The following is a 24,394-nucleotide window of genomic DNA, read 5'->3' as shown; positions in this document are numbered from 1 at the left end:
CAGCACGGTTGCTCGACTCCCGGCTACCCATTCTCCCAGCACTCCCACGCGGTGGGCATCCGATTGGATTACGGATGGACGGCAGGCGTAGCCTCGACCGTTGTGAACGCCCTGCTGACCTGTCGCCGCTACGTCGACAACTGTCTGCAGGCGAGCGCGGTCTGTCACTGCTGACACCCGGTCGACCACTCGAGTCCCGGGACGGCTCTCCATCTCCGAGCCTTCCGTGCGTCCATCCCGGTCGCGCGCGTGTCGTCGTGCGCCGCCGTCTCCACATCTTCACCCGAAAGGCCAAAATGTCGGCCCCTACCCTCGACGCGCCCTCCCGGCGCGCCCTGCCCAAGTGGGCAACCTCGTTCGGCCCGCAGATCGTCGCCGGTCTGATCCTCGGCGTCGTCCTCGGACTGATCGCCCGCGCCATGCCCGACGCGGCCGACGGCAACGAGAACTGGCTCGTCGGCACCGTCAAGACGATCGGCTCGAGCTACGTGGCGTTGCTGACCGTCGCGGTCATCCCGCTGATCTTCACCGCGATCGTCAGTTCCATCGCGAACCTGCGCAACGTCGCGAACGCGGCCCGTCTCGCAGTGCAGACGCTGCTGTGGTTCGCGATCACCGCGTTCATCGCGGTACTGATCGGCATCGTCGTCGGCTTGATCACCCAGCCCGGGTCGAACACCACCGTCGACGCCGACACGGCGTCCGCTCCCAAGAGCGGTGGGTCGTGGTGGGCGTTCCTCACCGGCCTGGTACCGCAGAACTTCCTCGGGCTCGGCGCCAAGACCACCGTCACCGGCGACGCGGCCTCCGGATTCTCCGCGACCACGTCGCTGAGCTTCAACGTGCTGCAGCTGCTGGTCGTCGCGATCGCTATCGGCATCGCCGCCCTCAAGGTGGGTGAGAAGGCCGAGCCGTTCCTGAACTTCAACGCCGCGCTGCTCGCCATCGTGCAGAAGGTGCTGTGGTGGATCATCCGCCTCGCCCCGATCGGGACCGCGGCGTTGATCGCCAAGGCCGTCGCGACCTACGGCTGGGATGCCATCGGCCAGCTCGGCGTGTTCACCATCGCCATCTACATCGGCCTGGCCATCGTCTTCTTCGTCGTGTACCCGATCATCATTCGCGTGCACGGCCTGTCGGTGAAGAACTTCTACTCCGGTGTGTGGCCGGCGACCCAGTTGGGCTTCGTCTCGCGGTCCTCGATCGGCACGCTGCCGCTCACCGAGCGCGTCACCGAACGCAACCTCGGTGTGCCGCGCGAGTACGCGTCGTTCGCGGTGCCGCTCGGTGCCACCACGAAGATGGACGGCTGCGCGGCGGTGTACCCGGCGATCGCGGCGATCTTCGTGGCCCAGTTCTACGGCATCGATCTGAGCATCACCGACTACCTGCTCATCGTCGTGGTGTCGGTGATCGGCTCCGCCGCCACCGCGGGCACCACCGGCGCCACCGTGATGTTGACGCTGACGCTGTCGACCCTCGGCCTGCCGCTCGCCGGTGTGGGTCTGCTGCTGGCGGTCGAACCGATCGTCGACATGGGCCGCACCGCGCTCAACGTCACCGGCCAGGCGCTGGTTCCGACGATCGTCGCGAAGCGGGAGGGCATCCTCGACGAGGAGCTGTACAACGCACCGCGCCAGGGCGATCCATTCGCGGACGAATCGCTCGAACCGGCCCGCTGACCGCGGTCACAGGACCAACCACAACGCCGTCGTCGCCGCGACGATCGTCAGTGGTGTGGTGGCCAGCCCGAGCTTGGTGAACGTGCCGAGCTCGGGCCGGCACCCGCCGGCCGCAGCGACGCGGCGCCACAGCATCGTGGCGAGCGAACCGACGTAGGTGAGATTGGGTCCGAGATTGACCCCGATCAGCAGCGCCAGCACCAGTCCGGTCGGCGCGCCCGGCCCCAGCGCTGCGAGCAGCAGCAGCGTCGCCGGCAGATTGTTGAGCAGATTCGCGGCGACGGCCGCGATCGCGGCGGTCGCCAGCATGCCGACGAGACCGGCGTCGTCGGGCAGACGTTCGCCGATCCACTCGCCGATCGGTCCGGCGGCCACACCCGCCACCACCACACCGAGCGCCAGGACGAACGCGCAGAACCACACGTCGGCGGCGTAGACGATGCGCTTCGGCGTCGTGCGTCCGTCCCTGAGCGCCGGCACCGCGAGCACGGCGGCCCCCGCCGCCGCGATCCACCCCGGCGCGACACCCACCAGCCCGCCCAGCGCGAATCCGGCCAGTGTCGCGGCGAGCACCGCCAACGCCAGAACCGGAGCGGGCTCCGCCGCCGTCGTCGCTGTGGGGAGGGGGCCGTCCGGGCCGGTCAGTTCGCGGCGGAAGAACACCAGGAAGATCGCGAACTCGATCACCACCGTGACCAGCCACGGCAGCGCCATCACCGCTGTGAAGTGGACGAAGGTCAACCCCGTCGCGGAGAACGCGATCAGATTCGTCAGATTCGACACGGGCAGCAGCGTCGACGCCGAATTCGACAGGTGGGCCGTCGCATACGCGCCGGGACGCACCGAGACGCGCAGTGCCCGCGCCGCCCGGATGACGACCGGTGTGAGCAGTACGACGGTCGCGTCGAGGCTGAGGACGGCAGTGGTTGCGGCGGCGACCGCGAAGACGAGCGCGAGCAGGCGTCGGGGATGACCCCCGCCCGTCCGCGTCAGGACACCCGCGACCCAGGTGAACACCCCGTGCGCGTCGGCGAGGTGGGCGAGCACGAGGATCGCCGCGAGGAATCCGACCGTCGGTGCCAGGGCGGTGATCTCGTCCCATGCCTGGCTCGGCGTCACCACGCCGACAGCGAGTGCGACGAGGGCGGCCGGGCCGGCGACAACTATCTCCGGCAGCCCGCGCGGGCGTGTGACGGCGAAGATCAGCACAGCGGCTACCAGCAGCACCGCCACAATCGTCACCGACGAATGATGTCACGCAGCGGCTACTTCAGCAGTTTCACCAGGGTGCGCAGATTGCGAGTGGTGGTCACCGACTTGAGTTTCGGCTTGCCCGTGTTCTTCCCGAAGGTGCTGTCGAGCGTGCGCCCACGCTCGACCTCCCAGTACAGGACATTGTCGCCGCCCGCGATGCGCTCGATGTCCGGGTCGAGCCGGTCTTGCACCTCGAGCAGTCCGCCAAGCACCGACGGCTCGGCGGTGAACATCACGTACGGGTGCCAGCCGGCGCGTTCGGGATCGAACGGGTAGGCGTCGACGATCCGGGCCAGCGTCGCCGTCTCGAGCACGAACACCCACGCCTCGTACCCGAACACCTTCCGGAGTGCGGTCTCGATGGTGGCCTTCAGGCCGGCGACGTCCACCTGGTCGGAGGAGAACAGGACGTTGCCCGACGCGAGGACGGTCTTCACCTCGTCGAACCCGAGGTCCACGAAGACCTGCCGCAGGTCGGCCATCTTGATGTTGATCCCGCCGACGTTGATTCCCCGCAGAAGTGCCACGTAACGCGTCATGGCGCGACGATAGTGCCGAGCACCGACACCGCGGGTTCGGACACGGCGACCGCACCCAGTAGTCTTGTCGTGCGGACGAGTTGGCCGGGCGGCCGCGGCTACGGGAACCGACATCCTCGAGGTGTCAGGCCCGGGGCCGAGGAAAGTCCGGACTCCACAGAGCAGGGCGGTTGCTAACGGCAACCCGAGGTGACTCGCGGGACAGTGCCACAGAAAACAGACCGCCGACGCTCAGGCGTCGGTGAGGGTGAAAAGGTGCGGTAAGAGCGCACCAGCGCCCCGGGTGACCGGGGCGGCTAGGTAAACCCCGCCCGGAGCAAGGTCGAAGGCCGCACCGGTGTCCTCCGGGACCACGGGTGCGGCTGCGCAGGTGTTCGAGGGCTGCTCGCCCGAGCCTGCGGGTGGACTGCTCGAGGTACCCGGCGACGGTGTGCCCAGATGGATGGTCGCCACCCGGCGCGCGAGCGCAGGGGACAGGATCCGGCTTACACGCCAACTCGTCCGCCCACACGCCGATACGACGAAGGCCCCCGGTGCACACCGGGGGCCTTCGTCTGCATGTCCTACTGGAAGTAGCCGCCGATCGGGTTGATCATGAGCAGCTTGGCCCAGTACTCGGCGCCGGTCTGGCCGAGGTAGGGAAGAAGCGTGTCGAAGATGATGTAGGACATGCGGGGCTCCGATCTGTGACGCCAGCGCGTCGAGAATCCAGTGACGCGAGGCGTCGGCGAGAATGCGCGGTACGCGCAGAGATTAGCAGTCGGCAGCGTTTTGTCACAGACCCACGTCCACGACTTCACCGTGATGTCACGCGGCCGTCACGCGCCGATCCCGGATGGCGTGGTGGCTGTGCGTTCGGCGGGGCACACTGTGGGGTATGAGCGACGACGACAAGCAGTGGTACTTCAGCCTCAGCGACGGATCGGTCAGCCAGGGTAAGGCGGCCAACGTGTTCGACCGGATGGGACCGTATCCGGACCGGGAGAGCGCCGAGCGGGCGCTGCAGACCGCGGCCGAACGGAACAAGGCCGCGGACGACGCGGACGACGAGTGGAACGCCTGACCTGACCCGCCTCGAACCGTCGGCGCGGCTCGCGCCGACGGCCGGGGACGCCCGGGGCGTTGCGCGGGAGCTGCCTCAGGACTTCCGCTCGAGCCGCCGGTAGGCGCGCCGAATCGCCTTGACGTGCTGCGGCAGGGCGTCGACGGCGCGATCGGCCCGCTGCTCCTCGGTGGCGTACAGCAGCCCGTACGTGAAGGTGTCCTCGTCGTCCTCGCGGGCCTGCGCGACCGTGTCGATGATCCACGCGCGGGCGAGCACACCGTCCTGGTGATCGCCCAGGACCGTCTGCAGAGCCTTTGCGGCACTGCCGACATCGGCCGCCGACGGCTCGGCCACCGCGACGGCCTCGGCGGCGTACCGGAGTTTCTTGGCCCGCTTGCGAACCCGGTGCAGTGCCGGCCCCGCCTCGGCGCCGTCGTCGAGGAGCCGGCGGACCTTCTTCGCAGCCTTGCGGAGCTGGCGGTGGGCCTTGTCGAGGCCGGAGCGCAGGGTCACCTCCGCGGGGACGGGGTGCCGGCCGGAAGTGATCTCGTCGAGCAGCGCGCACAGCGCCGCGAACCGCGGCTCGTCGAGGCTTTCCACCGCGCTCGCGTGGGCGGCCCGGTACAGGTCCTGTTGCGTCCCGACCAGCCGCTGGTGCACGGACCCGACGACGAGGTCACCGGGTTGTGCGTCGATGAGGGCGGAGAAGCGCTCGGCGAGCACCTCCGCGTCCCGGGCCTTGCCGAGAACCGATCCGAGCCAGCGCAGTTCGGCGCGCGCCGTGCGGGTTGCCTCCGACGGGAACGCGTGCTTGTACGAGCCGAGCAGACTGCGCAGGCGGCGGGTGGACACGCGCATCTGGTGGACGGAATCGTCGGCGTCCGCGCGCACGTCGACGGCGAGCGACACCAGTCGCTCGTAGTGTCCCCGCGCCGCGGGAACGATCACGTCGGGCACCGAATCTCCACGCCCGTGCTTCTGTGCGGCCACGCTTCAGGTCTACCAGTGCCGGTGGCTACGCGTCGACCGAAACCGTCAGGCGCGGAAGCGGTCCGTGGCCTCGACCAAGTGGTGGGTGATGCCGGGCTCGGCGGCCGCGTGGCCGGCGTCGTCGACGATGTGCAGTTCGGAGCCGGGCCACGCCCGGTGCAGCTCCCACGCGCTGGTGGCGGGGCAGACGACGTCGTAGCGGCCCTGCACGATCACACCCGGGACGGATTCCAGAACAGCGGCATCGCGCAGCAGTTGGCCCTCGTCGATGAAGCCCGCGTTGCGGAAGTAATGGTTCTCGATCCGCGCGAATGCCAAGGCAAATCGCGGCTCGGACGTCTCGTCGATCCGTTCGGGGCGGGGGAGCAGCGTGCTGGTGGCGCCCTCCCAACCGGACCACGCGATCGCCGCTCGCACGGCGACATCGGGATCGTCGGAGTGCAGCAGCTCGTGGTACGCCTCGACGAGGTCGCCGGAGCGCTGCTCGGGCGGAATCGGCGCGAGGAACTGCTCCCATCGCTCGGGAAAGAGGTTCCCGGCGCCGCCGTTGTAGTACCAGTCGATTTCGGTGCGGCGCAGCAGGAAGATTCCGCGCAGCACCAGTTCGGTGACGCGTTCGGGGTATCGCTGCGCGTAGGTCAGGGCCAACGTCGATCCCCAGGAGCCGCCGAAGACCTGCCAGCGGTCGACGCCGAGATGCTCTCGTAGCGCTTCGATGTCGGCGACGAGGTGATCGGTGGTGTTCACCGAGAGGTCCGCGCCGTCGGCGACGTGGGGCGTGGACCGCCCGCAGCCGCGCTGGTCGAACAGCACGATCCGGTAGGCCGCGGGATCGAAGAAGCTGCGGTGCGCGGGATCGGTGCCGCCGCCCGGACCGCCGTGCAGGAAGACGACCGGCTTGCCGTCGGGATTTCCGCTGACCTCCCAGTAGACGCTCTGCCCGTCACCGACGGACAGGAATCCCGTGCGGTGCGGCGCGATCGGGGGGTACGGCGTCCGCACGGCTCAGAATCCGATCAGCGCGGACGCGAGATCGGGGATCTCGAGCGCGTACAGCGCACCGTCGCGCACCTGCGGACATTGCGCGCTGGTGATCGCGTCGACCTGCCCGCGGTCACCGGCGAGCTTCAGCAGGTCGACGCCGTTCGAGGTGGCCCACGAGATCACGACGGTGTTGAGCCCGCCCTTGCCGATCGTCGGCGTGTAGGTGCGCCAGTTCTGCAGCTGCTCGTCGATGTCCGAGCACAGCTGCGCAGCCTGGGCGTCGGTGACACCGGTGACGGAACCGCTGTTCCCGCCCGCTGTGGCCGAGGGCTGCGGGGCCGACGGGGCCGACGTCAGCGCGGACGTCTGTGCGCTGTTACCGGGCGTCGGGGAATCGCCGGTGCTGCTGCACCCGCCGACGAGGGCGGCGAGTGCGGCGGTCGCGGCGGCGGTCGCCGCGAGGCGTCCTCGGCGTGCGGTCATGGATGCACCTCGGTTCTGATCGGGGGTGGCTGCTGCGCAGTCCGGAATGTCGAGTGTGCCAAAAAACGGGAAGGCCGTCCGATCTCGTCGGCCGGCCTTCCCGTCGTCTGTCGTGTGGGCAGCGTCAGAAGCTGTGCTCCGCGGCGGGGAAGGCCCCGGACTCCACCTCGGAGGCGTAGGCGGCCGCCGCGTCGCGCAGAGCGGTTCCGACCTCGCCGAAGCGCTTGACGAACTTCGCGGTCTTACCGCTGGTGTACCCGGCCATGTCCTGCCACACCAGCACCTGGGCGTCGCACTCGTTACCGGCGCCGATGCCGACGGTCGGGATGGTGAGCTTGCGGGTCACCTGTCCGGCGAGTTCCGCCGGGACCATCTCCATGACGACGGAGAACGCACCGGCCTCCTGGACCGCGATCGCGTCGGCGACCAGCTGCTCGGCGCCGTCGCCGCGGCCCTGCACCCGGAATCCGCCGAGGCTGTTGACGGACTGCGGAGTGAAGCCGATGTGGGCCTGCACGGGAATGCCGGCCGCGGTGAGCGCCGCGATCTGCGGGGCCACACGCTCGCCGCCTTCGAGCTTGACGGCGTGCGCCTGTCCCTCCTTCATGAAGCGGAACGCGGTCTCGAGCGCCTGTTGCGGGGAGGCCTCGTAGCTGCCGAAGGGCAGGTCGGCGATCACCAGGGCGTGCGGTGCGCCGCGCACCACGCCGCGCACCAGGGGAAGCATCTCGTCGATCGTGACCGGCACAGTGGTGTCGTATCCGTAGACGACGTTCGCGGCCGAGTCGCCGACGAGGAGGACCGGGATGCCGGCTTCCTCGAACAGTCGGGCGCTCGAGTAGTCGTATGCGGTGAGTTCGGCCCAGCGGGTGCCCTCGGCCTTCATCGCCTGCAGGTGATGGATGCGGGTCTTGCGCTTGGGGGCCGCGGGTGCGGCGGAGCCGTAGACAGCGTTTTCGGACATCGTTGTCCCTTTCTGGCCTCGAGGCCCGCCGTGCGGGTCCCCGGGTGGGATGCTGACGCGTCTCAGTCTGCCACCGCGTCGCGAAGCCTCGTAGGGCTGTTTCGGTGCCGTTCGTCACACCCGGCCGCGCCCCTCTCCCGCGTTCAGCGGCTCGACCGGGGGTTCAGGGTCGCGTGGCACGATCTAAGTATGCAGTCCAGACCCCGCTTGTTCGTGGCCGCTGCGATCGGGACGGTGGCCGTCCTGGCGGCCGGCTGCAGCTCGGCGGACAGATCGGACACCGTCGTCGGGACGCCTGTGGCCGAGGCCGTCGCCGGCGCGGGCGAGGTGCCGCCCGGACTCGAGGCGTTCTACACGCAGCAGATCACGTGGGGGTCGTGCGACGGCTTCGCCACCGACGGGGACGAGTTGAGCCCGTCGCTCGAGTGCGCGAAGGTCACGGTCCCGCTCGACTACGCCGCGCCCGCCGGGGACACCGCACAGATCGCGATCTCGCGTGCGCCGGCGACCGGGGCCCGGCTGGGTTCCATCCTCGTCAATCCCGGTGGCCCGGGTGCGTCCGGACTGAGTTCGGCGTCGATCACCGAGGGCACCGAACTGGCCGAGCGGTTCGACATGATCGGCTTCGATCCGAGGGGGATCGGCGCGTCCACACCCCAGGTGCGCTGCCTGACCCCGCAGGAGAGCGACGCCGAGCGGCGCGACGCGGACGTCGACATGAGCCCCGCGGGGATCGCGTACGTCGAGGAGAAGAACCGGACGTATGCCGCCCGCTGCGCGGAACGCTCGGGGCTGCCCCTGCTCGCGCACGTCGGTACCCGCGAGGTGGTGCGGGACATGGACGTCATCCGCTCGGTGCTGGGCGACGCGAAGCTGAACTACCTCGGATTCTCGTACGGCACTCGGATCGGCACGCAGTACGCGGAGACATTCCCCCGGAACGTGCGGGCGATGGTGCTCGACGGCGCTCTCGACCCCGAGCAGGATCCGGTCGAGGAGGTCGTGCTCCAGGGAGCGGGCTTCCAGCAGGCGTTCGACGCGTTCGCCGCGGAGTGCGCGCAGACGTCGAACTGCCCACTCGGCACCGATCCGAGCGCCGCGAACGCGCGTTTCCGGGCCCTCGTCGATCCGTTGGTCGCGCGACCGGCCGCCACCACCGACCCGCGGGGCCTGAGCTACTCGGACGCGATCACCGGTGTGACGCAGGCGCTGTACTCGCCGAGCCTGTGGAGTTCGCTGCGCGGCGGGCTGTCGAGTCTCGCGGAAGGCAACGGCGACACGCTCCTGCTGCTGGCGGACCTGTACGAGGGGCGAGCCGACGACGGCAGCTACTCGAACATCAACGACGCGTTCAACGCGATCCGGTGTGTCGACGATCCGCCGCTCACCGACCGGGCCGTGGCCGGGGAGGCCGACATGCGCTACCGGGAGGCTGCCCCGTTCCTCGACGACGGGCGCGGGACCGGCAACGCACCGCTCGACGCGTGCGCGTTCTGGCCCGTGCCGAACACCGGTGCGCCGCACGCGATCGACCCGGCGTCGGTCGAGGGGTTGCCGACGCTCGTGGTGGTGTCGACGACGCAGGACCCCGCCACCCCCTACCAGGCGGGCGTGGACCTGGCGAAACAGTTGGACGCCGCGCTGGTGACGTACCGGGGCGCGCAGCACACCGCGTCGTTCGACGGTGTCGCGTGCATCGACGATCCGCTCACCCGCTACTTCGTGGACCTCACGGTTCCCGATCCGGACCTGACGTGTTGAGCTGCGCCGACGAGACCGATTTCACGATGTAACACAGATTTAACGCGATGTGCTTACGCTCGCGAGCATGGATCGCCAAAAGGAGTTCGTGCTACGCACCCTCGAAGAGCGCGATATTCGGTTCGTGCGGCTGTGGTTCACCGACGTCCTCGGCTACCTGAAGTCGGTGGCGATCGCGCCCGCCGAACTCGAGGGCGCCTTCGAGGAGGGAATCGGCTTCGACGGCTCCGCGATCGAGGGCTTCTCGCGGGTCTCCGAGGCGGACACGGTCGCCAAGCCGGATGCCTCGACCTTCCAGATCCTGCCGTGGGCACACAAGGACGGCGCCCAGCATTCGGCGCGCATGTTCTGTGACATCGCGATGCCCGACGGCACCCCGTCCTGGGCCGATCCGCGGCACGTGCTGCGCCGCCAGCTGGCGAAGGCCAGTGACCTCGGCTTCTCGTGCTACGTGCACCCCGAGATCGAGTTCTTCCTGCTGGAGAACGGGCCGATCGACGGCAGCCCACCGGTCCCCGCGGACAGCGGCGGCTACTTCGACCAGGCCGTGCACGATCGGGCACCGAACTTCCGTCGCCACGCGATCGACGCGCTCGAGTCGATGGGCATCTCGGTGGAGTTCAGCCACCACGAGGCCGCGCCGGGCCAGCAGGAGATCGACCTGCGTTACGCCGACGCGCTCTCGATGGCCGACAACGTGATGACGTTCCGGTACGTCGTCAAGGAGGTCGCCATCGACGAGGGTGTGCGGGCGTCGTTCATGCCCAAGCCTTTCGGTGATCAGGCCGGTTCGGCGATGCACACGCACATGAGCCTGTTCGAGGGCGACACCAATGCCTTCCACAACCCGGACGACCCCAACCAGCTGTCGGCGACCGGTAAGGCGTTCATCGCCGGCATCCTCGAGCACGCCAACGAGATCAGTGCCGTCACCAACCAGTGGGTGAACTCCTACAAGCGGCTCGTCCACGGCGGCGAGGCGCCGACGGCCGCGACATGGGGCCCGTCCAACCGGTCCGCGCTGATCCGCGTGCCGATGTACACGCCCAACAAGGCGTCGTCGCGGCGCGTCGAGGTCCGCAGCCCCGACTCGGCATGCAACCCGTACCTGACGTTCGCCGTCCTGCTCGCCGCCGGACTGCGCGGCATCGAGAAGGGCTACGAGCTGCCGCCCGAGGCGGAGGACGACGTGTGGGCGCTCACCGGTGCCGAGCGCCGCGCCATGGGCTACAAGCCGCTGCCCGGCAGCCTGGCCGAAGCCCTGGCCGAGATGGAGAAGTCGGAACTCGTCGCCGAGGCACTCGGTGAGCACGTGTTCGACTTCTTCCTCCGCAACAAGCGACGCGAATGGGAGGAGTACCGCAGCCAGGTCACTCCCTTCGAGCTGAAGGCCTACCTCGGCCTGTAGGGCCGATCCGACCAGGAAGATCCCGAGAGGTGACGCGCGTGCCCCGTCCGGCCGGTCCATGTTCCGCTGGTGACGACGTCCGGACGGGGGTGCTCCGGTGAAGCCTCCGTATGCTCGCTCGGCGGTCCCCGGGGTCGGCCGACTGGGGCTCGTGGAGCCCACGGCTCCGGACGAGCTGAAGGCGATCGGCTGGTCCGACCTCGACTCGGTCGAGTTGCTCTGGTCCTTGTCGCGCGCCGCGAATGCCGATTTGGCCCTCCGCACGCTGGTGCGCATCCAGGAGGGGCTCGGCGACGCGTGGGCCGAGCTCGACAGCGCGTTGCACACCGACAAGGGCCTGCGCGGCAGGCTGTTCGGGCTGATCGGTGCGTCCAGCGCGTTCGGTGACCACCTCGTCGCGGACCCGTCGTCGTGGAAGCTGCTGGCGGGCGACATGACGCTGCCGTCGAAGGAAGAGATGACGCGGCGGCTGCTCGCGTGCGTCGGCGCCGTCCCGGAGACCGGCCCGAACGCGTCGTCGATGCTGTACCGCGCCGAGCTCACCGGGCCGGAAGCGATTGCCGCCCTCCGCAAGTGCTATCGGGATCAGATGATGGTGCTGGCGGCTGCTGACCTCGCCGCCACCGTCGAGAACGAGCCCGTCGTCCCATATCAGACCGTGGGGCACCAGCTTTCCGACATGGCCGACGCCGCGCTCACCGCGGCCCTGGCGGTCGCCGTCACCGCGGTGTCGCCCGACGAGCCGTGCCCGGCACGGATCGCGGTCATCGCGATGGGCAAGTGCGGTGCGCGGGAACTCAACTACGTGAGCGACGTCGACGTGGTGTTCGTCGCGGAACCGTCCGATGCGGTCTCGAGCCGCATCGCGGGCGAGATGATGCGTATCGGGTCGGCGGCCTTCTTCGAGGTCGACGCCGCCCTGCGTCCCGAGGGCAAGCGGGGGGAGCTGGTCCGCACCCTCGACTCGCACATCGCGTACTACAAGCGGTGGGCCAAGACGTGGGAATTCCAGGCGCTGCTCAAGGCCCGGCCGATGACCGGCGACCTCGACCTGGGGCGGCAGTACACCGAGGCCCTGGGCCCGATGGTGTGGACGGCGGCCGAGCGCGAGGACTTCGTGCCGGAGGTGCAGGCGATGCGCCGCCGGGTCGAGAACTCGGTGCCGCCGGAACTGCGTGAGCGGGAACTCAAGCTCGGTCGCGGGAGCCTGCGGGACGTCGAATTCGCCGTCCAACTCCTGCAATTGGTGCACGGTAGGGCCGACACGTCGCTGCGGGTCAAGAGCACCGTCGACGCCCTGACGGCTCTCGCCGCCGGCGGATACGTCGGTCGCGACGACGCCGCGAACCTCACTGCCTCGTACGAGTTCCTGCGCCTGCTCGAGCACCGCCTGCAGTTGCAGAAGCTCAAGCGCACCCACACGCTGCCGCCGCCGGACGACGAGGAAGCGCTGCGCTGGCTCGCTCGCGCCGCGCACATGCGCCCCGACGGGCGCAACGACGCGCTCGGGGTGCTGAATGCGGAGATCAAGCGCAACTCGCACCGGGTGCGGCGCCTGCACGCCAAGCTGTTCTACCGTCCGCTGCTCGAGTCGGTGGCGCGGATCGACAAGGAAGCCCTGCGGCTGAGCCCGGACGCCGCGGTCCGCCAGTTGGCCGCGCTCGGCTACTCGGCGCCGCAGAACGCGCTCGGCCACCTCACCGCCCTCACCGGTGGGGCGTCCCGCAAGGGACGCATCCAGGCCCTGCTGTTGCCGACGTTGCTCGAATGGCTCGGTGACACACCGGATCCGGACGCCGGCCTGCTCGCGTACCGGCGCCTGTCCGACGCCCTGGTCGACGCCACGTGGTTCCTGCGGCTTCTGCGGGACGAGGCGTCCGTGGCGCAGCGTCTCATGACGGTGCTCGGGTCCTCGGCGTACATCCCGGACCTGCTCATCAAGGCCCCCGACGTGATCCGGCTGTTCGCGGACGGCCCGTCCGGTCCGCGACTGCTCGAGCCGCAGCCCGAGGATGTCGCGCGGGGCATCCTGTCGTCGTCGGCGCGGTACGTCGACCCCGTGCGGGCCATCGGTGCCGCCCGCTCGCTGCGCCGCTACGAGCTGGCGCGCGTCGCGAGCGCCGACATCCTCGGCATGCTCGACGTCCCGCAGGTGTGCAAGGCGTTGTCGTCGGTGTGGGCGGCGGTACTCAATGCCGCGCTCGCGACGGTGATCCGCGCGCACGAGGCGGAGGCGGGAGAGCCCGCACCGGCGCGGTTCGCGGTGATCGGCATGGGTCGCCTCGGCGGCGGCGAACTCGGCTACGGCTCCGACGCGGACGTGCTGTTCGTGTGCGAGCCGCACGAGGGCGTCGACGAGACGCGGGCGGTGAAGTGGGCCAACTTGATCGGCGACCGGGTGCGGACCCTGCTCGGCGCTCCCAGTACCGACCCGCCGCTCGAGGTGGACATCGGCCTGCGGCCCGAGGGACGGAGCGGCCCGCTGGTGCGGACACTCACGTCGTACGAGGCGTACTACGCCCAGTGGGCGCAGGCCTGGGAGGTGCAGGCGCTCCTGCGGGCCCACGCGGTCGCGGGGGACGCCGAGCTCGGGCTGCGGTTCCTGCACATGATCGACAAGACCCGATACCCCGAGGGTGGGGTGTCGGAGCAGGCGGTGCGGGAGATCCGGCGGATCAAGGCCCGCGTCGACTCGGAGCGGTTGCCGCGCGGCGCCGACCCGGCCACGCACACCAAGCTCGGTCGCGGCGGCCTCGCCGACATCGAGTGGACCGTGCAGCTGATCCAGTTGCGGCACGCGCACGAGATCCCGTCACTGCACAACACGTCGACCCTCGAGACGCTGGACGCCATCGGTGGGGCGGAGTTGTTGAGCGAGAGCGACGTCGAGCTGCTGCGCGACGCCTGGCTGCTCGCCACCAAGGCACGCAATGCGCTGGTGCTGGTGCGCGGCAAGCCCACCGACCAGTTGCCCGGACCGGGCAAGGTGCTCGCCGCCGTCGCGCAGGTGGCCGGCTGGCCGGGTGGCGACGCCAACGAGTTCCTCGACAACTACCTGCGGGTCACCCGGCGGGCGAAGGCCGTGGTGCAGAGGGTGTTCGGAGGGGAGTGATCGTGAGGTCGGAAGTGTCGGAGGTATCGGTCGTCGAGGGCGGGGTACCGCTCGTCTACACGTTCGGCGATCTGATGAGATACCACGGGCCCAGCGCGCCCGGCGGTGTGGCGCACGCGTTCAAGGTGCTCGAACGCGCGCTGCCGTTGCTGGACGAGGGGCACCCGATCGAGCGTCGTGAGGTGGAGATCGCCACGGCGCACGGCGGACCGGGCGTGCGGGACGCGTTCGAGATGGTGACGCGCGCCGTCTCGGGCGGTCGGTACGTCGTGGATCCGGCGCTGGCCCGGCCGGAGCGCGGAAGCACACTCGCCAACTACGTCTTTCGGCTCGACTACCGCGGTTCCTCCGTGACGCTGCAGGTGCGCGACGGATTCGTGGCGGACGAGTTCATCGAACTGGTGAACAGGAGTGGGCGCAACGACGCCGACGAGGCCCGCCTGGTCGTGCTGAAGCAGGAGATGACGGACCGGTTGCTGGCGGTGCCGGCCACCGAGGTCTACGACGTCGACTGAGAAACTCCCCTCCGACAGCTGAAGGGTCCCTTCGGCGCCCCCGAGCGCACGAAGGGACCCTTCAGCTGTGGGGGGGGGCTTGCCTCAGCTGCCGGTGTTGTCCAGCCAGCGCAGCAGCGCGTAGAGGAAGCGCGTCGAGCCCGGCATGAAGTTGTTGCCGTGGTGGTACGTCGGGTCGAGCGTGGTCGCGATGATCCGGCCCGGCGTGGTGACGGTGTCCTCGAACAGCATCATCCCGGCGTCGCGAAGGTCGCCGTTCTCGTCGGGCTCCTCCGACACCAGCAGCGGCACGACATCCGCGTCGGTGTGCAGCAGCCCGTGGTGGTGCCAGATCACCGACTTCGTCGAAAGGTATTCCCACGCCTCGTGTTCGGGGCTGCGGGTGCGGATCAGCGGATCCTCGCCCTCGAGCCACCACCAGAAGTTGGTGGGTCGCGCCGTCCACGTCACGCCGGGCAGCCACGTGTGCGCCGCGTTCTCGCCGAGGACGACGAGCGTTCCGCCGCGCTCGGCGACCGCGAGGATCCGCGCGGTGTGCCGACGCAACAACTCGGGATGCAGGCGGTCGGCGAGGATCACGGTGTCGAACGCATCGAGGTCACCGTCGGCGAGGTCCGCGAGGTACAGGAACTCGGGCTGGTGTGCGATCACCGCCGGGTCCTTCAGCGTCTGCAGGTGGAAGTGCGATCCACCGTGTACCAGTGCGAGTCGACGCCGGGAGCGGGGGGCTCGATCGGTGCGGGCGAAGGGTTCGATGGTGGTCATGCCTGTGCCTCCTGCTGGGCCAGCCACGTGAGCAGCTTCGGGAAGATGCGGGCGGAGGTGTTCGGATCCTCCTGGTACACGGCCAGATCGATGCCGCCGTGCACCAGCACCTCGCCGGCACCGAGCGGATACACGTAGTCCACGGGCAGCGCGTGCCGTCCGATGCGGTTGGTCACGACGGCGCCGTCGGGCAGCTTCTGGCTGTAGCCGCGACCGTAGAAGCCGGACACCCCGCGCCGGAAGCTGACGTCGGCGCGGTCGACACCCTCCCACACCGGGTGCGGTTCACCGGCGGTGATCGCCAGATCCTTGGGGCCCGAGTACTGCAGCTTGCGCCACTGGCCGAGGCCTGGCAGGAAGTCGGTGAGCGGGTGACCCATGATCGCGATGCGGCCGCCGCCGGTGACGAAGCCGGTGAGCAGGTCGCGTCGGCGCTCGAGGAAGATCTGGTCGCAGTTGCCGTTCACCAGCAAGCCGCGCACCGAGACGAGGTCGAGAGTGTCGAGGTCGTACAGGTCGACGGGCTGCACCCGGCGGGCAGCGGTGGTGCCGCCGGACATGCCGGTGTTGGTGCCCATCACCAGGTGCAGGACCGGTGGAAATGACTGCGGCGCAGTCGTGTCGAGAGTCATCGTGAAGCCTTCTGCAGGGTGGCCGCCGGGTCGGCGGCCGTGAATGTGTCGTAGCGGGTGTAGAGGACGGTGCGCGGAGCCCCGCGGTCGTCGACGGTGGCGCTCACGACGTCGATGCCGTACAGCTCGCTGAGCATGTCGTCGGTGACGAGATCGGTGACGGCGCCGATGCGGATGTCCTCGGGCGAGCACATCACGACCGCGCGCCCACCGAGGTGCAGCGCATGATCCGGATGGTGCGTCGTGAGCAGGACGCCCATGCCGTCCGCGGCGAGGTCGCGCAGCAGTTCCAACACCCTCGCCTGGTTGCGCAGGTCCAGGGCCGAGACGGGCTCGTCGAGGATCATGAACGTGGCGTCCGAGGCGAGCGCCCGCGCGATGAGCACCAGTTGCCTCTGGCCGCCGGACAGTTCGGCGAAGCTGCGCCGAGCGAGATTGCCGATGCCGACCCGGTCCAGCACCTCGCGGGTACGGGCGATGTCGGCCCTACCGGGCACCGCGAAGGCCGAGACCTTCTTCGCCCGGCCCATCAGGACCATGTCGAAGACCGAGTACGCAAAGCTCGACAGCGCGGCCTGTGGGACGTAGCCGATCGCGGTGTCCCGCTCCACCCGCCCCTCGCGCAACGGCGTGAGCCCCGCAATACACCGGAGCAGCGTCGTCTTGCCCTGGCCGTTGGGCCCCAGGATCGACGTGATGCCGCCCTCGATCCGCAGGTTCGCGTGCCGGAACACCCAGTCCCGGCGCGGGTAGTGGAAACCTGCGTCCTGAATCTCAAGCATCGATGAAGGCCTGTCTACGCGAGTTCCGCAGCAGCAGAACGAATACCGGCGCACCGATGATCGCGGTGAGGATGCCGAGCGGAATCTCGCCGGAACTCACCGTGCGCGAGAGGGTGTCGATGATCGTCAGGTAGGCGGCACCGAGCACGAACGTCGTGGGCATCGAGATCCGGTGATCGGGTCCGACCCACAGCCGGGCGATGTGCGGAACCACCAGGCCGACCCACCCGATGACGCCGGACACGGCGACGGCGCCCGCGGTCATGAGCGCCACCATCGTCAGCAGCAGGGCACGCAGCCGTCCGGGATTCACCCCGAGCGAGGCGGCGTCGTCGTCACCGAGCGAGAGAATGTTGATTCGCCAGCGCAGTCCGATGATCACGGCCGATCCCGCGAGGATCGGGACCGCCGCGACGAGCACCTTCGCCATGTCCGCGGTCGCAAGGGATCCCATGAGCCAGAACACGATCGACGGCAGCGTCGTGTACGGATCCGCGACGTAGGTGATGAACGACACCAGGGCCGAGAAGAACGCGCTGGTGACCACGCCGCCGAGGACGATCATGAGGATCGCGCCACCCGACCGGCTCCGGCCGATCAGCAGCACCATGCCGAGTGCGGCGAGTCCGAACAGGAACGCGCCGCCGACGAGGAACGTCGAGCCCAGGCCGAACATCAGGGCCAGTACGCCGCCGAACGAGGCGCCCGAGGAGACGCCCAGGATCTGCGGGCTCACCAGTGGATTGCGGAACGCGGCCTGCAGTGCGGCACCGCCCAGCGCCAGGCCGCCGCCGACGAGCATCCCCAGCAGGACTCGTGGAAGGCGCACGCCGAGAACGACGTTGGACTCGGCGTCGGTCCACGTGCGGGGGAGTGAGATCACCTCGTTGATCAGGATGCGGGCCACCTCGTTGACCGGGACCGTGTACCGGCCCACCGACAGCGAGATCAGTCCGACTGCGACGATCCCGACGGTGAGGACCACCGGCACCACGAAGCGCGACGACCGCCGCGTCCGCTGCTCGGTTGCGGTCTCAAGCACGGAAGGCGTCATAGCCCGCGCTACCCGAGTTGGCCGGCATCTGGAGGACCCGGTCGACGTCCGCATCGGTGACGTCGTACGCGTACAGCGCGCGGTACGTCTCCCGGATGCGCTCGCGCAGTCCGTGGTTCACGTCCGGGAAGAACACCGAGTTCACCCAGAGCCACATGAGGTTCGACTCATTGCACGGCGGGTCCCACGAGAAGCCGCCGATCGGGGCCTTGTAGACGCGCTTGTTCTTCACCGCCGACAGCGACGCCCACTTGGGGTCGGCGTAGACGTCGGCGGGGGTGGTCGGCTCGAAGTTGCCGAGGATCAGCACTTCCGGGTCCCAGCCGAGCACCTGCTCGCGGGTGACCCCCAGGCTGGAGCCGCTACCCGCGCCGGACGCGACGTTCCGGCCGCCGGCCAGGTCGATCCAGAAGTCCATGTAGCTGTTGTCGGCGCCGACCTTGATCTCGGGCGCGTTGTACAGGTAGAGCGCCCGCGGTGCCGCGGCCGCGTGTGCAGTGGCGGTCTTCTCGACCAGCGCGCGGTCGTCGGCCATCTTCGCGAGCACCGCGTCGGCCTCGGCCTTCTTGCCCAGCAGTTCGCCGAAGATCCGGATCCAGGCCTCGAGATCCTCCTGCGTGCCGTACTTGAGCAGGATCACCTTCAGGCCGGCGTTGCGCAGCGGCGCGACGATGTCGTCGCCCTTGTCGCCCCACTGGATCACGACGTCCGGGTTCAGACTCAGGATGTGCTCGACGTTCGGCACGAAGTCGTTGCCCGCCACCACCGGGGTGTCGAGGAACTGCGGGAACATCGTGCCCAGCATGCCTTTCGAAGCCATCGAGATCGCGACCTGATTGACGCCGACATTGCGGGCGGTGGACTGGTCCGACCCGATGATCATCGACGGCACCGGGATGATGGCGGACGCGATCCGGCCCACCGGGGTGTCGAACGTGACGGTGTTCCGGTACTGGTCGACGATCGTGACGGGACCGCCGGTCGCGGCGTCGGCGGCCGTCGGGGAGACGGTCTCGCGGCTCGAGCATGCGGTGACGCCGAGGGCGCCGAGCGCGAGCGCTGCGACCCCCATCGAGCGCATGAGGTCTCGGCGGGTGATCGCGGCGGTGAAGTTCGGGGAACGGGGAGGGGTCGACATGGGGCTCCGCAGGCAGAAGTCGTTGGCTCGGTGGCCGTTCGAGGAACGGCAGCAACCCTCCGGGATCGGAAGGTCAGGTAAGCCTACAATAAAGAAAGTAAGGCTTACCTGAGTACCCTTTGTCGGGTTTTGGACCCCGGCTGGTTTCGAAACGACGAGGTCCGCGGACGAAACCGTCCGCGGACCCGTGGAGGCGTACCGGCCTCAGCCGTTCGCGAAGAGGTGGATCCGCTGCTCGCGGCTGCGCTCGAGGTGGGTGCGCATGTGCTCCCGTGCGGACCGTTCGTCCCGAGCGCGGATCGCCTCGAGGATGTTGCTGTGCTCGGCATTGAGGAGATCGGGTTCGCCGTAGTTCGACGGCGGTCCGCTGTCGTAGATCCGCAGCTGCGTCGTCAGTCGGACCAGCAGCGTCATGATCGTCGTGTTGTGGGCGGCCTGCCACAGCGCCTCGTGGAAACGGAAGTTGTCGGTGCGGATCTCGTTGTCGTCCTTGGCTCCGCAGCAGGAGTTGTGCAGTCGGTCGAGGCGGGCCATGTCCAGGTCGGTGTGCCGGATCGCGGCAGCGCCGGCGGCTTCCGACTCGAGGGCGACGCGCGCCGCGTAGATCTCGATCACGTCCTCGGGAGTGCCGGAGCGGACCCGGAAACCACGCGCGGCGCGTTCGAGGAGGCCGTCGTGTGCGAGCCAGTTCAAGGCCTCGCGAATCGGCGTGCGGGACGCGCCGTACTTCTCACTCAGCTGCGTCTCGTGCAGTGCCGCACCCTGTGGGAACTTGCCGGCGAGGATGTCGGCGCGCAGGTGGAGGTACTGCCTGGACGTCTGATCGGATCGGCCGGCGGCGTCGGTGGGTATGAGTGCGCCGAGTTCCGTCAGGTCGTCCCCGTGTGCCATCGGTGCCCCATCTGTCGTTTGTGCTTCGGACTCGCTGATTATGCCATCGACGCCGGTCGGATACTTGCGTATACGCACGTCGTCATTTAGGTTCGTGGGCGCTGATCGTCGTAGTGAGGATGTACAAGTTGTCGAGCGTTGCGTGGCCCCTGATCCAGGCGGAGGAACTCGCCGCCCTACTCGGGGAGGAGTCGGCGCCCGTCGTGCTGGACGTCACAGTCCTCCTGGCTCCTGCCCGTTTCGACGGCGACTACCGGCCCGCGTCGGGAGTATCGGCGTGGCGAGAGGCGCATGTGCCGGGGTCGCGGCACGTCGATCTTCTCGCCGTGCTCTCGGACGGCGGCAGCGACCTGCACTTCTCCCGGCCCCGCGTCGGGCAACTCGTCGAGGACCTCGCCGGGCTGGGCATCACAGCCGACACCGACGTCGTCCTGTACGACCAGGGCACGACGACGTGGGCGGCGCGGGTGTGGTGGTTGCTCCGCAGCATCGGGTTTCACGCGCGCGTCCTCGACGGTGGTCTGGCCCGCTGGCGCACACTCGATCTGCCGGTCGCGGTCGGGGACGATGCTCCGGTCCGCCCGGCGGCGGCGCCGCTCGACGTGACGGAATACCGGCCGGCATGGGCGGACCGGCACGATGCGGTCGCGATCGTCGAGGGGAGCGCGCCGGGGACGCTGGTCTGCGCGCTTGCGCCGGCCCAGTTCTCCGGTGCCGAGCAGACCCGGTACTCGCGCCGCGGACACATCCCCGGCAGCCGGAACCTGTCGGCGAAGAGCCTGCTCGACGAGACGGGCCGACTGCGGCCGGTCGAGGAACTCCGGTCCCTCGCGTCAGCGGCGCTCGCCGGCGCCGACGATCCGGTGGTCCTCTACTGCGGTGGCGGCATCTCGGCGTGCCTGTCCGCCCTCGGACTGGTCCTCGCCGGCCACCACGACATCAGGATCTACGACGGATCCCTCGAGGAGTGGACCGCCGACCCGGCGTTGCCACTCGTGACCCTGCCCGGCGGTGAACCGTGACCCGATGTCGTCGGTCCTGATTCCTCCCACCCGAATCGTTCCACTCCCCAAGGATTTCCATGAACCGCACCATCACCGGCGATGATCTCGCCGGCGCCCTCGACGCGCTGCGCACCCAGGTGCCACTCGTTCACTCGCTCACCAACATCGTGTCCGCGAACTTCCTCACCAACGTGGTCCTCGCTGCCGGTGCCAGCAACGCCCACATCGACAACGCCCACGAGGCAGCAGGATTCGCCCGCATCGCCGGCGGCGTGCTGGTGAACCTCGGCACGCCTGACGACGGCACCGCGGCAGCCTTCACGCTCGCGGCCGAGGCCGCGCACGATGCCGGCACCCCGTGGGTGCTCGACCCCGTCGGGGTCGGCGGCCTGCCGTGGCGTAGTGGACTGGCGGTCGATCTGCTGAAGCACCGGCCCACCGCGATCCGTGGCAACGCCTCCGAGATCATCGCCCTCGCCGGTCTCGGCGGCGACACCCGTGGCGTCGACAGCTCCGACGACCCCGCCGCGGCGGTGCCCGCGGCAGTCGCCCTGCTCGCGCACGCCGACGCCGTCTCGGCCTCGGGCCCGGTGGACCACCTGGTGGGCCGCGACGCCGACGGCGCTGTCGTCGGGGTCCGGATCGGCGGTGGCAGTGACCTGCTGCCCCGGGTCACCTCGACCGGGTGCTCGCTCGGTGGCCTGGTCGCGGCCTACCTCGCGGTCGCACCCAGCCCGCTCGTCGGCCTCGCCGCCGCGCACGCGCACGTCGCGGTCGCGTCGGAGATCGCCGCCGAGAAGTCCTCGGGCCCTGGCTCGTTCGCGGTCGAGTACCTCGACGCCTTGGCTGCGGTCGACGCGGCCACGCTCGCCGAGCGTGCCCTCGTCGAGTCGATCGATCCGGCGATCGTGGGTGGAAATCGATGAGCATCAAGACTTTCTGGTACCTCACGCAGGCCGACGGCGACTTCCCGTGGAGCCCCGGCGGCCTCTACCCGGTGGACGGGGCGCGTCAGATCGAACTCGCGAAGACCATCGACGACGGCGGCTTCGACGGCGCCCTCGTCGCCACCTGGTCCAACGATCCGTTCGCCTCCGCGACATGGGCGGCCTCGCACACCAGCCGGATGAAGTTCCTCGTCGCGATCTACGCCAACATGATCCCGGCGCGCCTGCTCGCCGAGAAGGCGCTCACGTTCGACGCCTTCACCGGTGGCCGCCTCATGATCAACTCGGTGAACGGACGCGACAACATCCTCACCAAGTACGACATGAACGTCGAACACGACCGCCGCTACGAACTGGGGGAACAGTACTGGGCGGACTTCCGGCGGTACTACCGTGAGGGCACCGAGTCGAACTTCCCGAACACGCCGCTGCGTATCGACGGGCCGGCCGACCACGACGTTCCACTGTGGGGTACCGGCGACTCCCCGGCCGGCCTGGCGAACTCGGGCAAGGTGCTCGATGCGTACCTGGTGATGCTCCGCGAGACGTCGTTCATCGAGGACAAGTTCGCCGGTGCGCGGGCTGCCGCGGCTGCCGCAGGACGCGAGTTCACCGATTTCGGCGCGCTGTCCGGCGTGATCGTCCGCCCGTCCCGGGACGAGGCGATGGACCGGTTCCGGTCGCTGTTCGAGAAGGCGGGAATCGATCAGATCACCGACGTCCTGGACAAGGCGGTGCGGCGTCGGACCGGTGGGCAACAGGACCTGAAGACCTTCACCGCGCGTGACGCCCAGCGGCAGGGGTGGGTCGACACCATCGTGGCCGGAAAGATCCCCGAACCGAACGATCTCTACCTCGGGGACGGCCTGTACGCCGGCATCACCGCGTGGTCGCCGCTCGATATCTTCGCGACCGGGTCGTCGGCCGTGTACTACGTCGGCGCCCCCGACGAGATCACCGACCACGTCCGGGTGCTGAAGGAGCGGACGGGGCTGACGTCGCTCATCCTGGCCGGTTGGCCGCTGATCGACGAGGCAAAGCAGGTGGCCGAGCACCTGATTCCGCGGTTCGCCGACCTCGACTGAGACAACCCGCGAGCGGGCGTCGTGACCTCCTTGTCGCGGCGCCCGCTCCTCGTTGACTCGGCCTGCGCGCGCGAGAACAGTGAGTGGTACCGGGAACGATCTTCGGAGGTGCCGAATGGTTCGCGCAGCACTGTTGGTACGAGTGGAGGCGAAACGCGGCAAGGAGGCTGCCGTCGCCGAGTTCCTCGAGAGTGCGCTGTCGCTGGTAGAGGAGGAACCGGACACCACCGCGTGGTTCGCGCTGCGTTTCGGCCCGGCCACGTTCGGCATCTTCGACGCGTTCCCCGACGATGCGGGGCGGCAGGCGCACCTCGCCGGTAAGGTCGCGCAGGCTCTCATGGCGCGCGCGGACGAGTTGTTCGTCGCGCACCCCACCATCACCAAGGTCGACGTGCTGGCGAGCAAATTACCGGGCTGAGACAACGTCGAGATACCGTCACGATCGTCGGCCGCGGAGATGTAAGCGTGACATTCGAGCCGTTACTTCGAGGCTCGTCGGGTGCGTCTCGGGTGATCGCGGTCCGGATCACACTGCCCGTATTGTCGCGTGAGTCACGAACCGCACAGTCACTCCGAGCTGTGGGAGACGGCTGATCTCCTGCGTCCCTTTGCTGGTCAGCGCTCTATTTCCGCCGGATGTCCACCGCCGCTCCGGCGCGGACCACGTATACCCGGTTACCTGAACAGGTACCCCTTCGCGTACTTCTACGGATGTATCGAATCCATAACGACGGAACTCTGGGTTGTGCCCGAACACCGATGCCAGACCAAGTGTCGGACCACAGCAAGACTCGGAGGACCCTCGAATGGCCCTGAAGAACACCCGCCTGACCCGTACCACCCGCGGCCTGCTGCTCGGCGCTGTCGCCGCCGGCGCCGTCATGATTCCCGCCGCCCCCGCCATGGCGCAGCCGTTCACGGCGCCCAGCTGGGGCAGCAGCTCCATCGAGGCCACCCCGGTCGCCGGGTCGAACCAGGCCGTCGCGAACGCCGCCCAGTCGAAGGTCGGCTCGCCGTACGTGTGGGGCGCCACCGGCCCCAGCTCGTTCGACTGCTCCGGTCTGGTCCAGTGGGCCTACAAGCAGGCCGGTAAGTCGGTCCCGCGCACCAGCTACGACCAGGTCGGCGGCGGCACCTCGGTGTCCAAGGCCAACCTGCAGCCCGGTGACGTCGTCGCCTTCTACGGCGCCGAGCACGTCGGCATCTACATCGGCAACGGCAGTGTCGTGCACGCCCCCACCGAGGGCGAGAACGTGAAGATCTCGCCGCTGGACTCGATGACCTTCTCCGGCGCGAGCCGCTACTGAGTCGAGCGCTCGGCACCGACACCGACGAGCCCGTCACTCCCGAGGGAGTGAC

The 24,394-nt window shown here is 69.2% G+C and carries 23 protein-coding genes and 1 other RNA gene; 12 read left to right on the top strand and 12 right to left on the bottom strand.

The window, feature by feature from the left end; genetic code table 11:
- The first annotated feature begins 296 nt into the window (after positions 1-296).
- Positions 297-1,682 carry a dicarboxylate/amino acid:cation symporter gene (locus tag PSS76_RS16600; RefSeq protein ID WP_005512397.1) on the top strand — a complete coding sequence of 462 codons (1,386 nt, stop codon included), beginning with the start codon at positions 297-299 and terminating at the stop codon, positions 1,680-1,682.
- 6 nt (positions 1,683-1,688) lie between these two features.
- Here PSS76_RS16600 and PSS76_RS16595 read toward each other — a convergent pair whose 3' ends face one another.
- Entirely contained in the window at positions 1,689-2,924 is a 1,236-nt protein-coding gene (locus tag PSS76_RS16595; protein WP_013416427.1) for an SLC13 family permease, read from the bottom strand.
- Positions 2,925-2,947: 23 nt separating this feature from the next.
- Positions 2,948-3,475: a DUF1697 domain-containing protein gene (locus PSS76_RS16590; protein ID WP_064079277.1), complete on the bottom strand. Its 528-nt coding sequence runs from the start codon at positions 3,473-3,475 to the stop codon at positions 2,948-2,950.
- A gap of 76 nt (positions 3,476-3,551) precedes the next feature.
- Between PSS76_RS16590 and rnpB the strand changes: the two genes are divergently transcribed.
- Together rnpB and PSS76_RS16580 are read left to right on the top strand one after the other, a co-directional pair.
- Positions 3,552-3,979: RNase P RNA component class A (gene rnpB / locus PSS76_RS16585), an RNA gene on the top strand.
- Positions 3,980-4,352: 373 nt separating this feature from the next.
- Entirely contained in the window at positions 4,353-4,538 is a 186-nt protein-coding gene (locus PSS76_RS16580) for a hypothetical protein (RefSeq protein ID WP_005512404.1), read from the top strand.
- Between the two features lie 75 nt (positions 4,539-4,613).
- On the opposite strand, the gene PSS76_RS16575 is transcribed toward PSS76_RS16580, so the two are convergent.
- From PSS76_RS16575 to panB, 4 genes are all read right to left on the bottom strand, one after another.
- The gene (locus PSS76_RS16575) at positions 4,614-5,510 is read right to left on the bottom strand and encodes a CHAD domain-containing protein (protein ID WP_005512405.1); all 897 of its coding nucleotides are present in this window, start codon (positions 5,508-5,510) and stop codon (positions 4,614-4,616) included.
- A 45-nt stretch (positions 5,511-5,555) separates the two neighbouring features.
- Positions 5,556-6,512 (bottom strand): prolyl aminopeptidase, encoded by a 957-nt coding sequence (gene pip, locus PSS76_RS16570; protein WP_064079275.1) that lies wholly within the window; start codon positions 6,510-6,512, stop codon positions 5,556-5,558.
- A gap of 3 nt (positions 6,513-6,515) precedes the next feature.
- Entirely contained in the window at positions 6,516-6,977 is a 462-nt protein-coding gene (locus tag PSS76_RS16565; protein WP_064079274.1) for a hypothetical protein, read from the bottom strand.
- Positions 6,978-7,101: 124 nt separating this feature from the next.
- Positions 7,102-7,941, bottom strand: coding sequence for a 3-methyl-2-oxobutanoate hydroxymethyltransferase (gene panB / locus PSS76_RS16560; RefSeq protein ID WP_005512410.1), 840 nt, complete (start codon positions 7,939-7,941; stop codon positions 7,102-7,104).
- Positions 7,942-8,130: 189 nt separating this feature from the next.
- On the opposite strand from panB, the gene PSS76_RS16555 reads away from it, so the two are divergent.
- From PSS76_RS16555 to PSS76_RS16540, 4 genes are all read left to right on the top strand, one after another.
- Positions 8,131-9,702 (top strand): alpha/beta hydrolase, encoded by a 1,572-nt coding sequence (locus PSS76_RS16555; RefSeq protein ID WP_064079273.1) that lies wholly within the window; start codon positions 8,131-8,133, stop codon positions 9,700-9,702.
- Between the two features lie 67 nt (positions 9,703-9,769).
- Entirely contained in the window at positions 9,770-11,110 is a 1,341-nt protein-coding gene (glnA, locus tag PSS76_RS16550; protein ID WP_013416420.1) for a type I glutamate--ammonia ligase, read from the top strand.
- Positions 11,111-11,207: 97 nt separating this feature from the next.
- A complete protein-coding gene (locus tag PSS76_RS16545; RefSeq protein WP_337456368.1) occupies positions 11,208-14,222 on the top strand; it encodes a bifunctional [glutamine synthetase] adenylyltransferase/[glutamine synthetase]-adenylyl-L-tyrosine phosphorylase in 3,015 nt (1,004 codons plus the stop codon).
- 14 nt (positions 14,223-14,236) lie between these two features.
- Positions 14,237-14,737: a hypothetical protein gene (locus tag PSS76_RS16540; protein ID WP_084847513.1), complete on the top strand. Its 501-nt coding sequence runs from the start codon at positions 14,237-14,239 to the stop codon at positions 14,735-14,737.
- Positions 14,738-14,821: 84 nt separating this feature from the next.
- Here PSS76_RS16540 and PSS76_RS16535 read toward each other — a convergent pair whose 3' ends face one another.
- The 6 genes from PSS76_RS16535 to PSS76_RS16510 form a co-directional block, all read right to left on the bottom strand.
- Positions 14,822-15,502, bottom strand: a complete 681-nt coding sequence (locus PSS76_RS16535; protein WP_286461684.1) for a hypothetical protein — start codon at positions 15,500-15,502, stop codon at positions 14,822-14,824.
- Positions 15,499-16,134 (bottom strand): hypothetical protein, encoded by a 636-nt coding sequence (locus PSS76_RS16530; RefSeq protein ID WP_337456367.1) that lies wholly within the window; start codon positions 16,132-16,134, stop codon positions 15,499-15,501. Before PSS76_RS16530 ends, PSS76_RS16535 begins: the two co-directional genes overlap by 4 nt.
- Complete coding sequence (locus PSS76_RS16525) at positions 16,131-16,916, bottom strand: ABC transporter ATP-binding protein (protein ID WP_041674303.1); 786 nt, start codon at positions 16,914-16,916, stop codon at positions 16,131-16,133. Before PSS76_RS16525 ends, PSS76_RS16530 begins: the two co-directional genes overlap by 4 nt.
- Positions 16,909-17,970: a FecCD family ABC transporter permease gene (locus PSS76_RS16520; RefSeq protein ID WP_041674302.1), complete on the bottom strand. Its 1,062-nt coding sequence runs from the start codon at positions 17,968-17,970 to the stop codon at positions 16,909-16,911. The genes PSS76_RS16525 and PSS76_RS16520 overlap by 8 nt, the downstream gene beginning before the upstream one ends.
- Complete coding sequence (locus PSS76_RS16515) at positions 17,951-19,108, bottom strand: ABC transporter substrate-binding protein (RefSeq protein ID WP_337456366.1); 1,158 nt, start codon at positions 19,106-19,108, stop codon at positions 17,951-17,953. Before PSS76_RS16515 ends, PSS76_RS16520 begins: the two co-directional genes overlap by 20 nt.
- A 204-nt stretch (positions 19,109-19,312) precedes the next feature.
- Complete coding sequence (locus PSS76_RS16510; RefSeq protein WP_005512425.1) at positions 19,313-19,999, bottom strand: GntR family transcriptional regulator; 687 nt, start codon at positions 19,997-19,999, stop codon at positions 19,313-19,315.
- Between the two features lie 119 nt (positions 20,000-20,118).
- On the opposite strand from PSS76_RS16510, the gene PSS76_RS16505 reads away from it, so the two are divergent.
- From PSS76_RS16505 to PSS76_RS16485, 5 genes are all read left to right on the top strand, one after another.
- On the top strand, positions 20,119-21,021 hold the full coding sequence (locus PSS76_RS16505; RefSeq protein WP_005512427.1) for a sulfurtransferase: 903 nt from the start codon (positions 20,119-20,121) through the stop codon (positions 21,019-21,021).
- A gap of 59 nt (positions 21,022-21,080) precedes the next feature.
- Positions 21,081-21,929, top strand: a complete 849-nt coding sequence (gene thiM, locus PSS76_RS16500; protein ID WP_005512428.1) for a hydroxyethylthiazole kinase — start codon at positions 21,081-21,083, stop codon at positions 21,927-21,929.
- Positions 21,926-23,035: an LLM class flavin-dependent oxidoreductase gene (locus tag PSS76_RS16495; RefSeq protein WP_084844271.1), complete on the top strand. Its 1,110-nt coding sequence runs from the start codon at positions 21,926-21,928 to the stop codon at positions 23,033-23,035. The genes thiM and PSS76_RS16495 overlap by 4 nt, the downstream gene beginning before the upstream one ends.
- Positions 23,036-23,150: 115 nt before the next feature.
- The gene (locus tag PSS76_RS16490; RefSeq protein WP_005512431.1) at positions 23,151-23,453 is read left to right on the top strand and encodes a putative quinol monooxygenase; all 303 of its coding nucleotides are present in this window, start codon (positions 23,151-23,153) and stop codon (positions 23,451-23,453) included.
- A gap of 388 nt (positions 23,454-23,841) precedes the next feature.
- The gene (locus PSS76_RS16485) at positions 23,842-24,342 is read left to right on the top strand and encodes a C40 family peptidase (RefSeq protein ID WP_005512434.1); all 501 of its coding nucleotides are present in this window, start codon (positions 23,842-23,844) and stop codon (positions 24,340-24,342) included.
- The last annotated feature ends 52 nt before the right edge of the window (positions 24,343-24,394 follow it).

This window comes from Prescottella sp. D32, from assembly GCF_037287305.1.
In the GTDB taxonomy this organism is placed as follows: Bacteria; Actinomycetota; Actinomycetes; order Mycobacteriales; family Mycobacteriaceae; genus Prescottella; species Prescottella equi.
The sequence above is the reverse complement of the archived record's forward strand: the minus strand, read 5'-3'. Positions and strand labels throughout refer to the sequence as shown.

Bases quoted from the DNA above. Each gene is read 5' to 3' on its own strand.
- PSS76_RS16600 (WP_005512397.1), top strand. From the start codon at position 297: ATGTCGGCCCCTACCCTCGACGCGCCCTCCCGGCGCGCCCTGCCCAAG.
- PSS76_RS16590 (WP_064079277.1), bottom strand. From the start codon at position 3,475: ATGACGCGTTACGTGGCACTTCTGCGGGGAATCAACGTCGGCGGGATC.
- PSS76_RS16580 (WP_005512404.1), top strand. From the start codon at position 4,353: ATGAGCGACGACGACAAGCAGTGGTACTTCAGCCTCAGCGACGGATCG.
- PSS76_RS16565 (WP_064079274.1), bottom strand. From the start codon at position 6,977: ATGACCGCACGCCGAGGACGCCTCGCGGCGACCGCCGCCGCGACCGCC.
- panB (WP_005512410.1), bottom strand. From the start codon at position 7,941: ATGTCCGAAAACGCTGTCTACGGCTCCGCCGCACCCGCGGCCCCCAAG.
- PSS76_RS16555 (WP_064079273.1), top strand. From the start codon at position 8,131: ATGCAGTCCAGACCCCGCTTGTTCGTGGCCGCTGCGATCGGGACGGTG.
- glnA (WP_013416420.1), top strand. From the start codon at position 9,770: ATGGATCGCCAAAAGGAGTTCGTGCTACGCACCCTCGAAGAGCGCGAT.
- PSS76_RS16535 (WP_286461684.1), bottom strand. From the start codon at position 15,502: ATGACCACCATCGAACCCTTCGCCCGCACCGATCGAGCCCCCCGCTCC.
- PSS76_RS16530 (WP_337456367.1), bottom strand. From the start codon at position 16,134: ATGACTCTCGACACGACTGCGCCGCAGTCATTTCCACCGGTCCTGCAC.
- PSS76_RS16525 (WP_041674303.1), bottom strand. From the start codon at position 16,916: ATGCTTGAGATTCAGGACGCAGGTTTCCACTACCCGCGCCGGGACTGG.
- PSS76_RS16520 (WP_041674302.1), bottom strand. From the start codon at position 17,970: ATGACGCCTTCCGTGCTTGAGACCGCAACCGAGCAGCGGACGCGGCGG.
- PSS76_RS16515 (WP_337456366.1), bottom strand. From the start codon at position 19,108: ATGTCGACCCCTCCCCGTTCCCCGAACTTCACCGCCGCGATCACCCGC.
- PSS76_RS16510 (WP_005512425.1), bottom strand. From the start codon at position 19,999: ATGGCACACGGGGACGACCTGACGGAACTCGGCGCACTCATACCCACC.
- PSS76_RS16505 (WP_005512427.1), top strand. From the start codon at position 20,119: ATGTACAAGTTGTCGAGCGTTGCGTGGCCCCTGATCCAGGCGGAGGAA.
- thiM (WP_005512428.1), top strand. From the start codon at position 21,081: ATGAACCGCACCATCACCGGCGATGATCTCGCCGGCGCCCTCGACGCG.
- PSS76_RS16495 (WP_084844271.1), top strand. From the start codon at position 21,926: ATGAGCATCAAGACTTTCTGGTACCTCACGCAGGCCGACGGCGACTTC.
- PSS76_RS16490 (WP_005512431.1), top strand. From the start codon at position 23,151: ATGGTTCGCGCAGCACTGTTGGTACGAGTGGAGGCGAAACGCGGCAAG.
- PSS76_RS16485 (WP_005512434.1), top strand. From the start codon at position 23,842: ATGGCCCTGAAGAACACCCGCCTGACCCGTACCACCCGCGGCCTGCTG.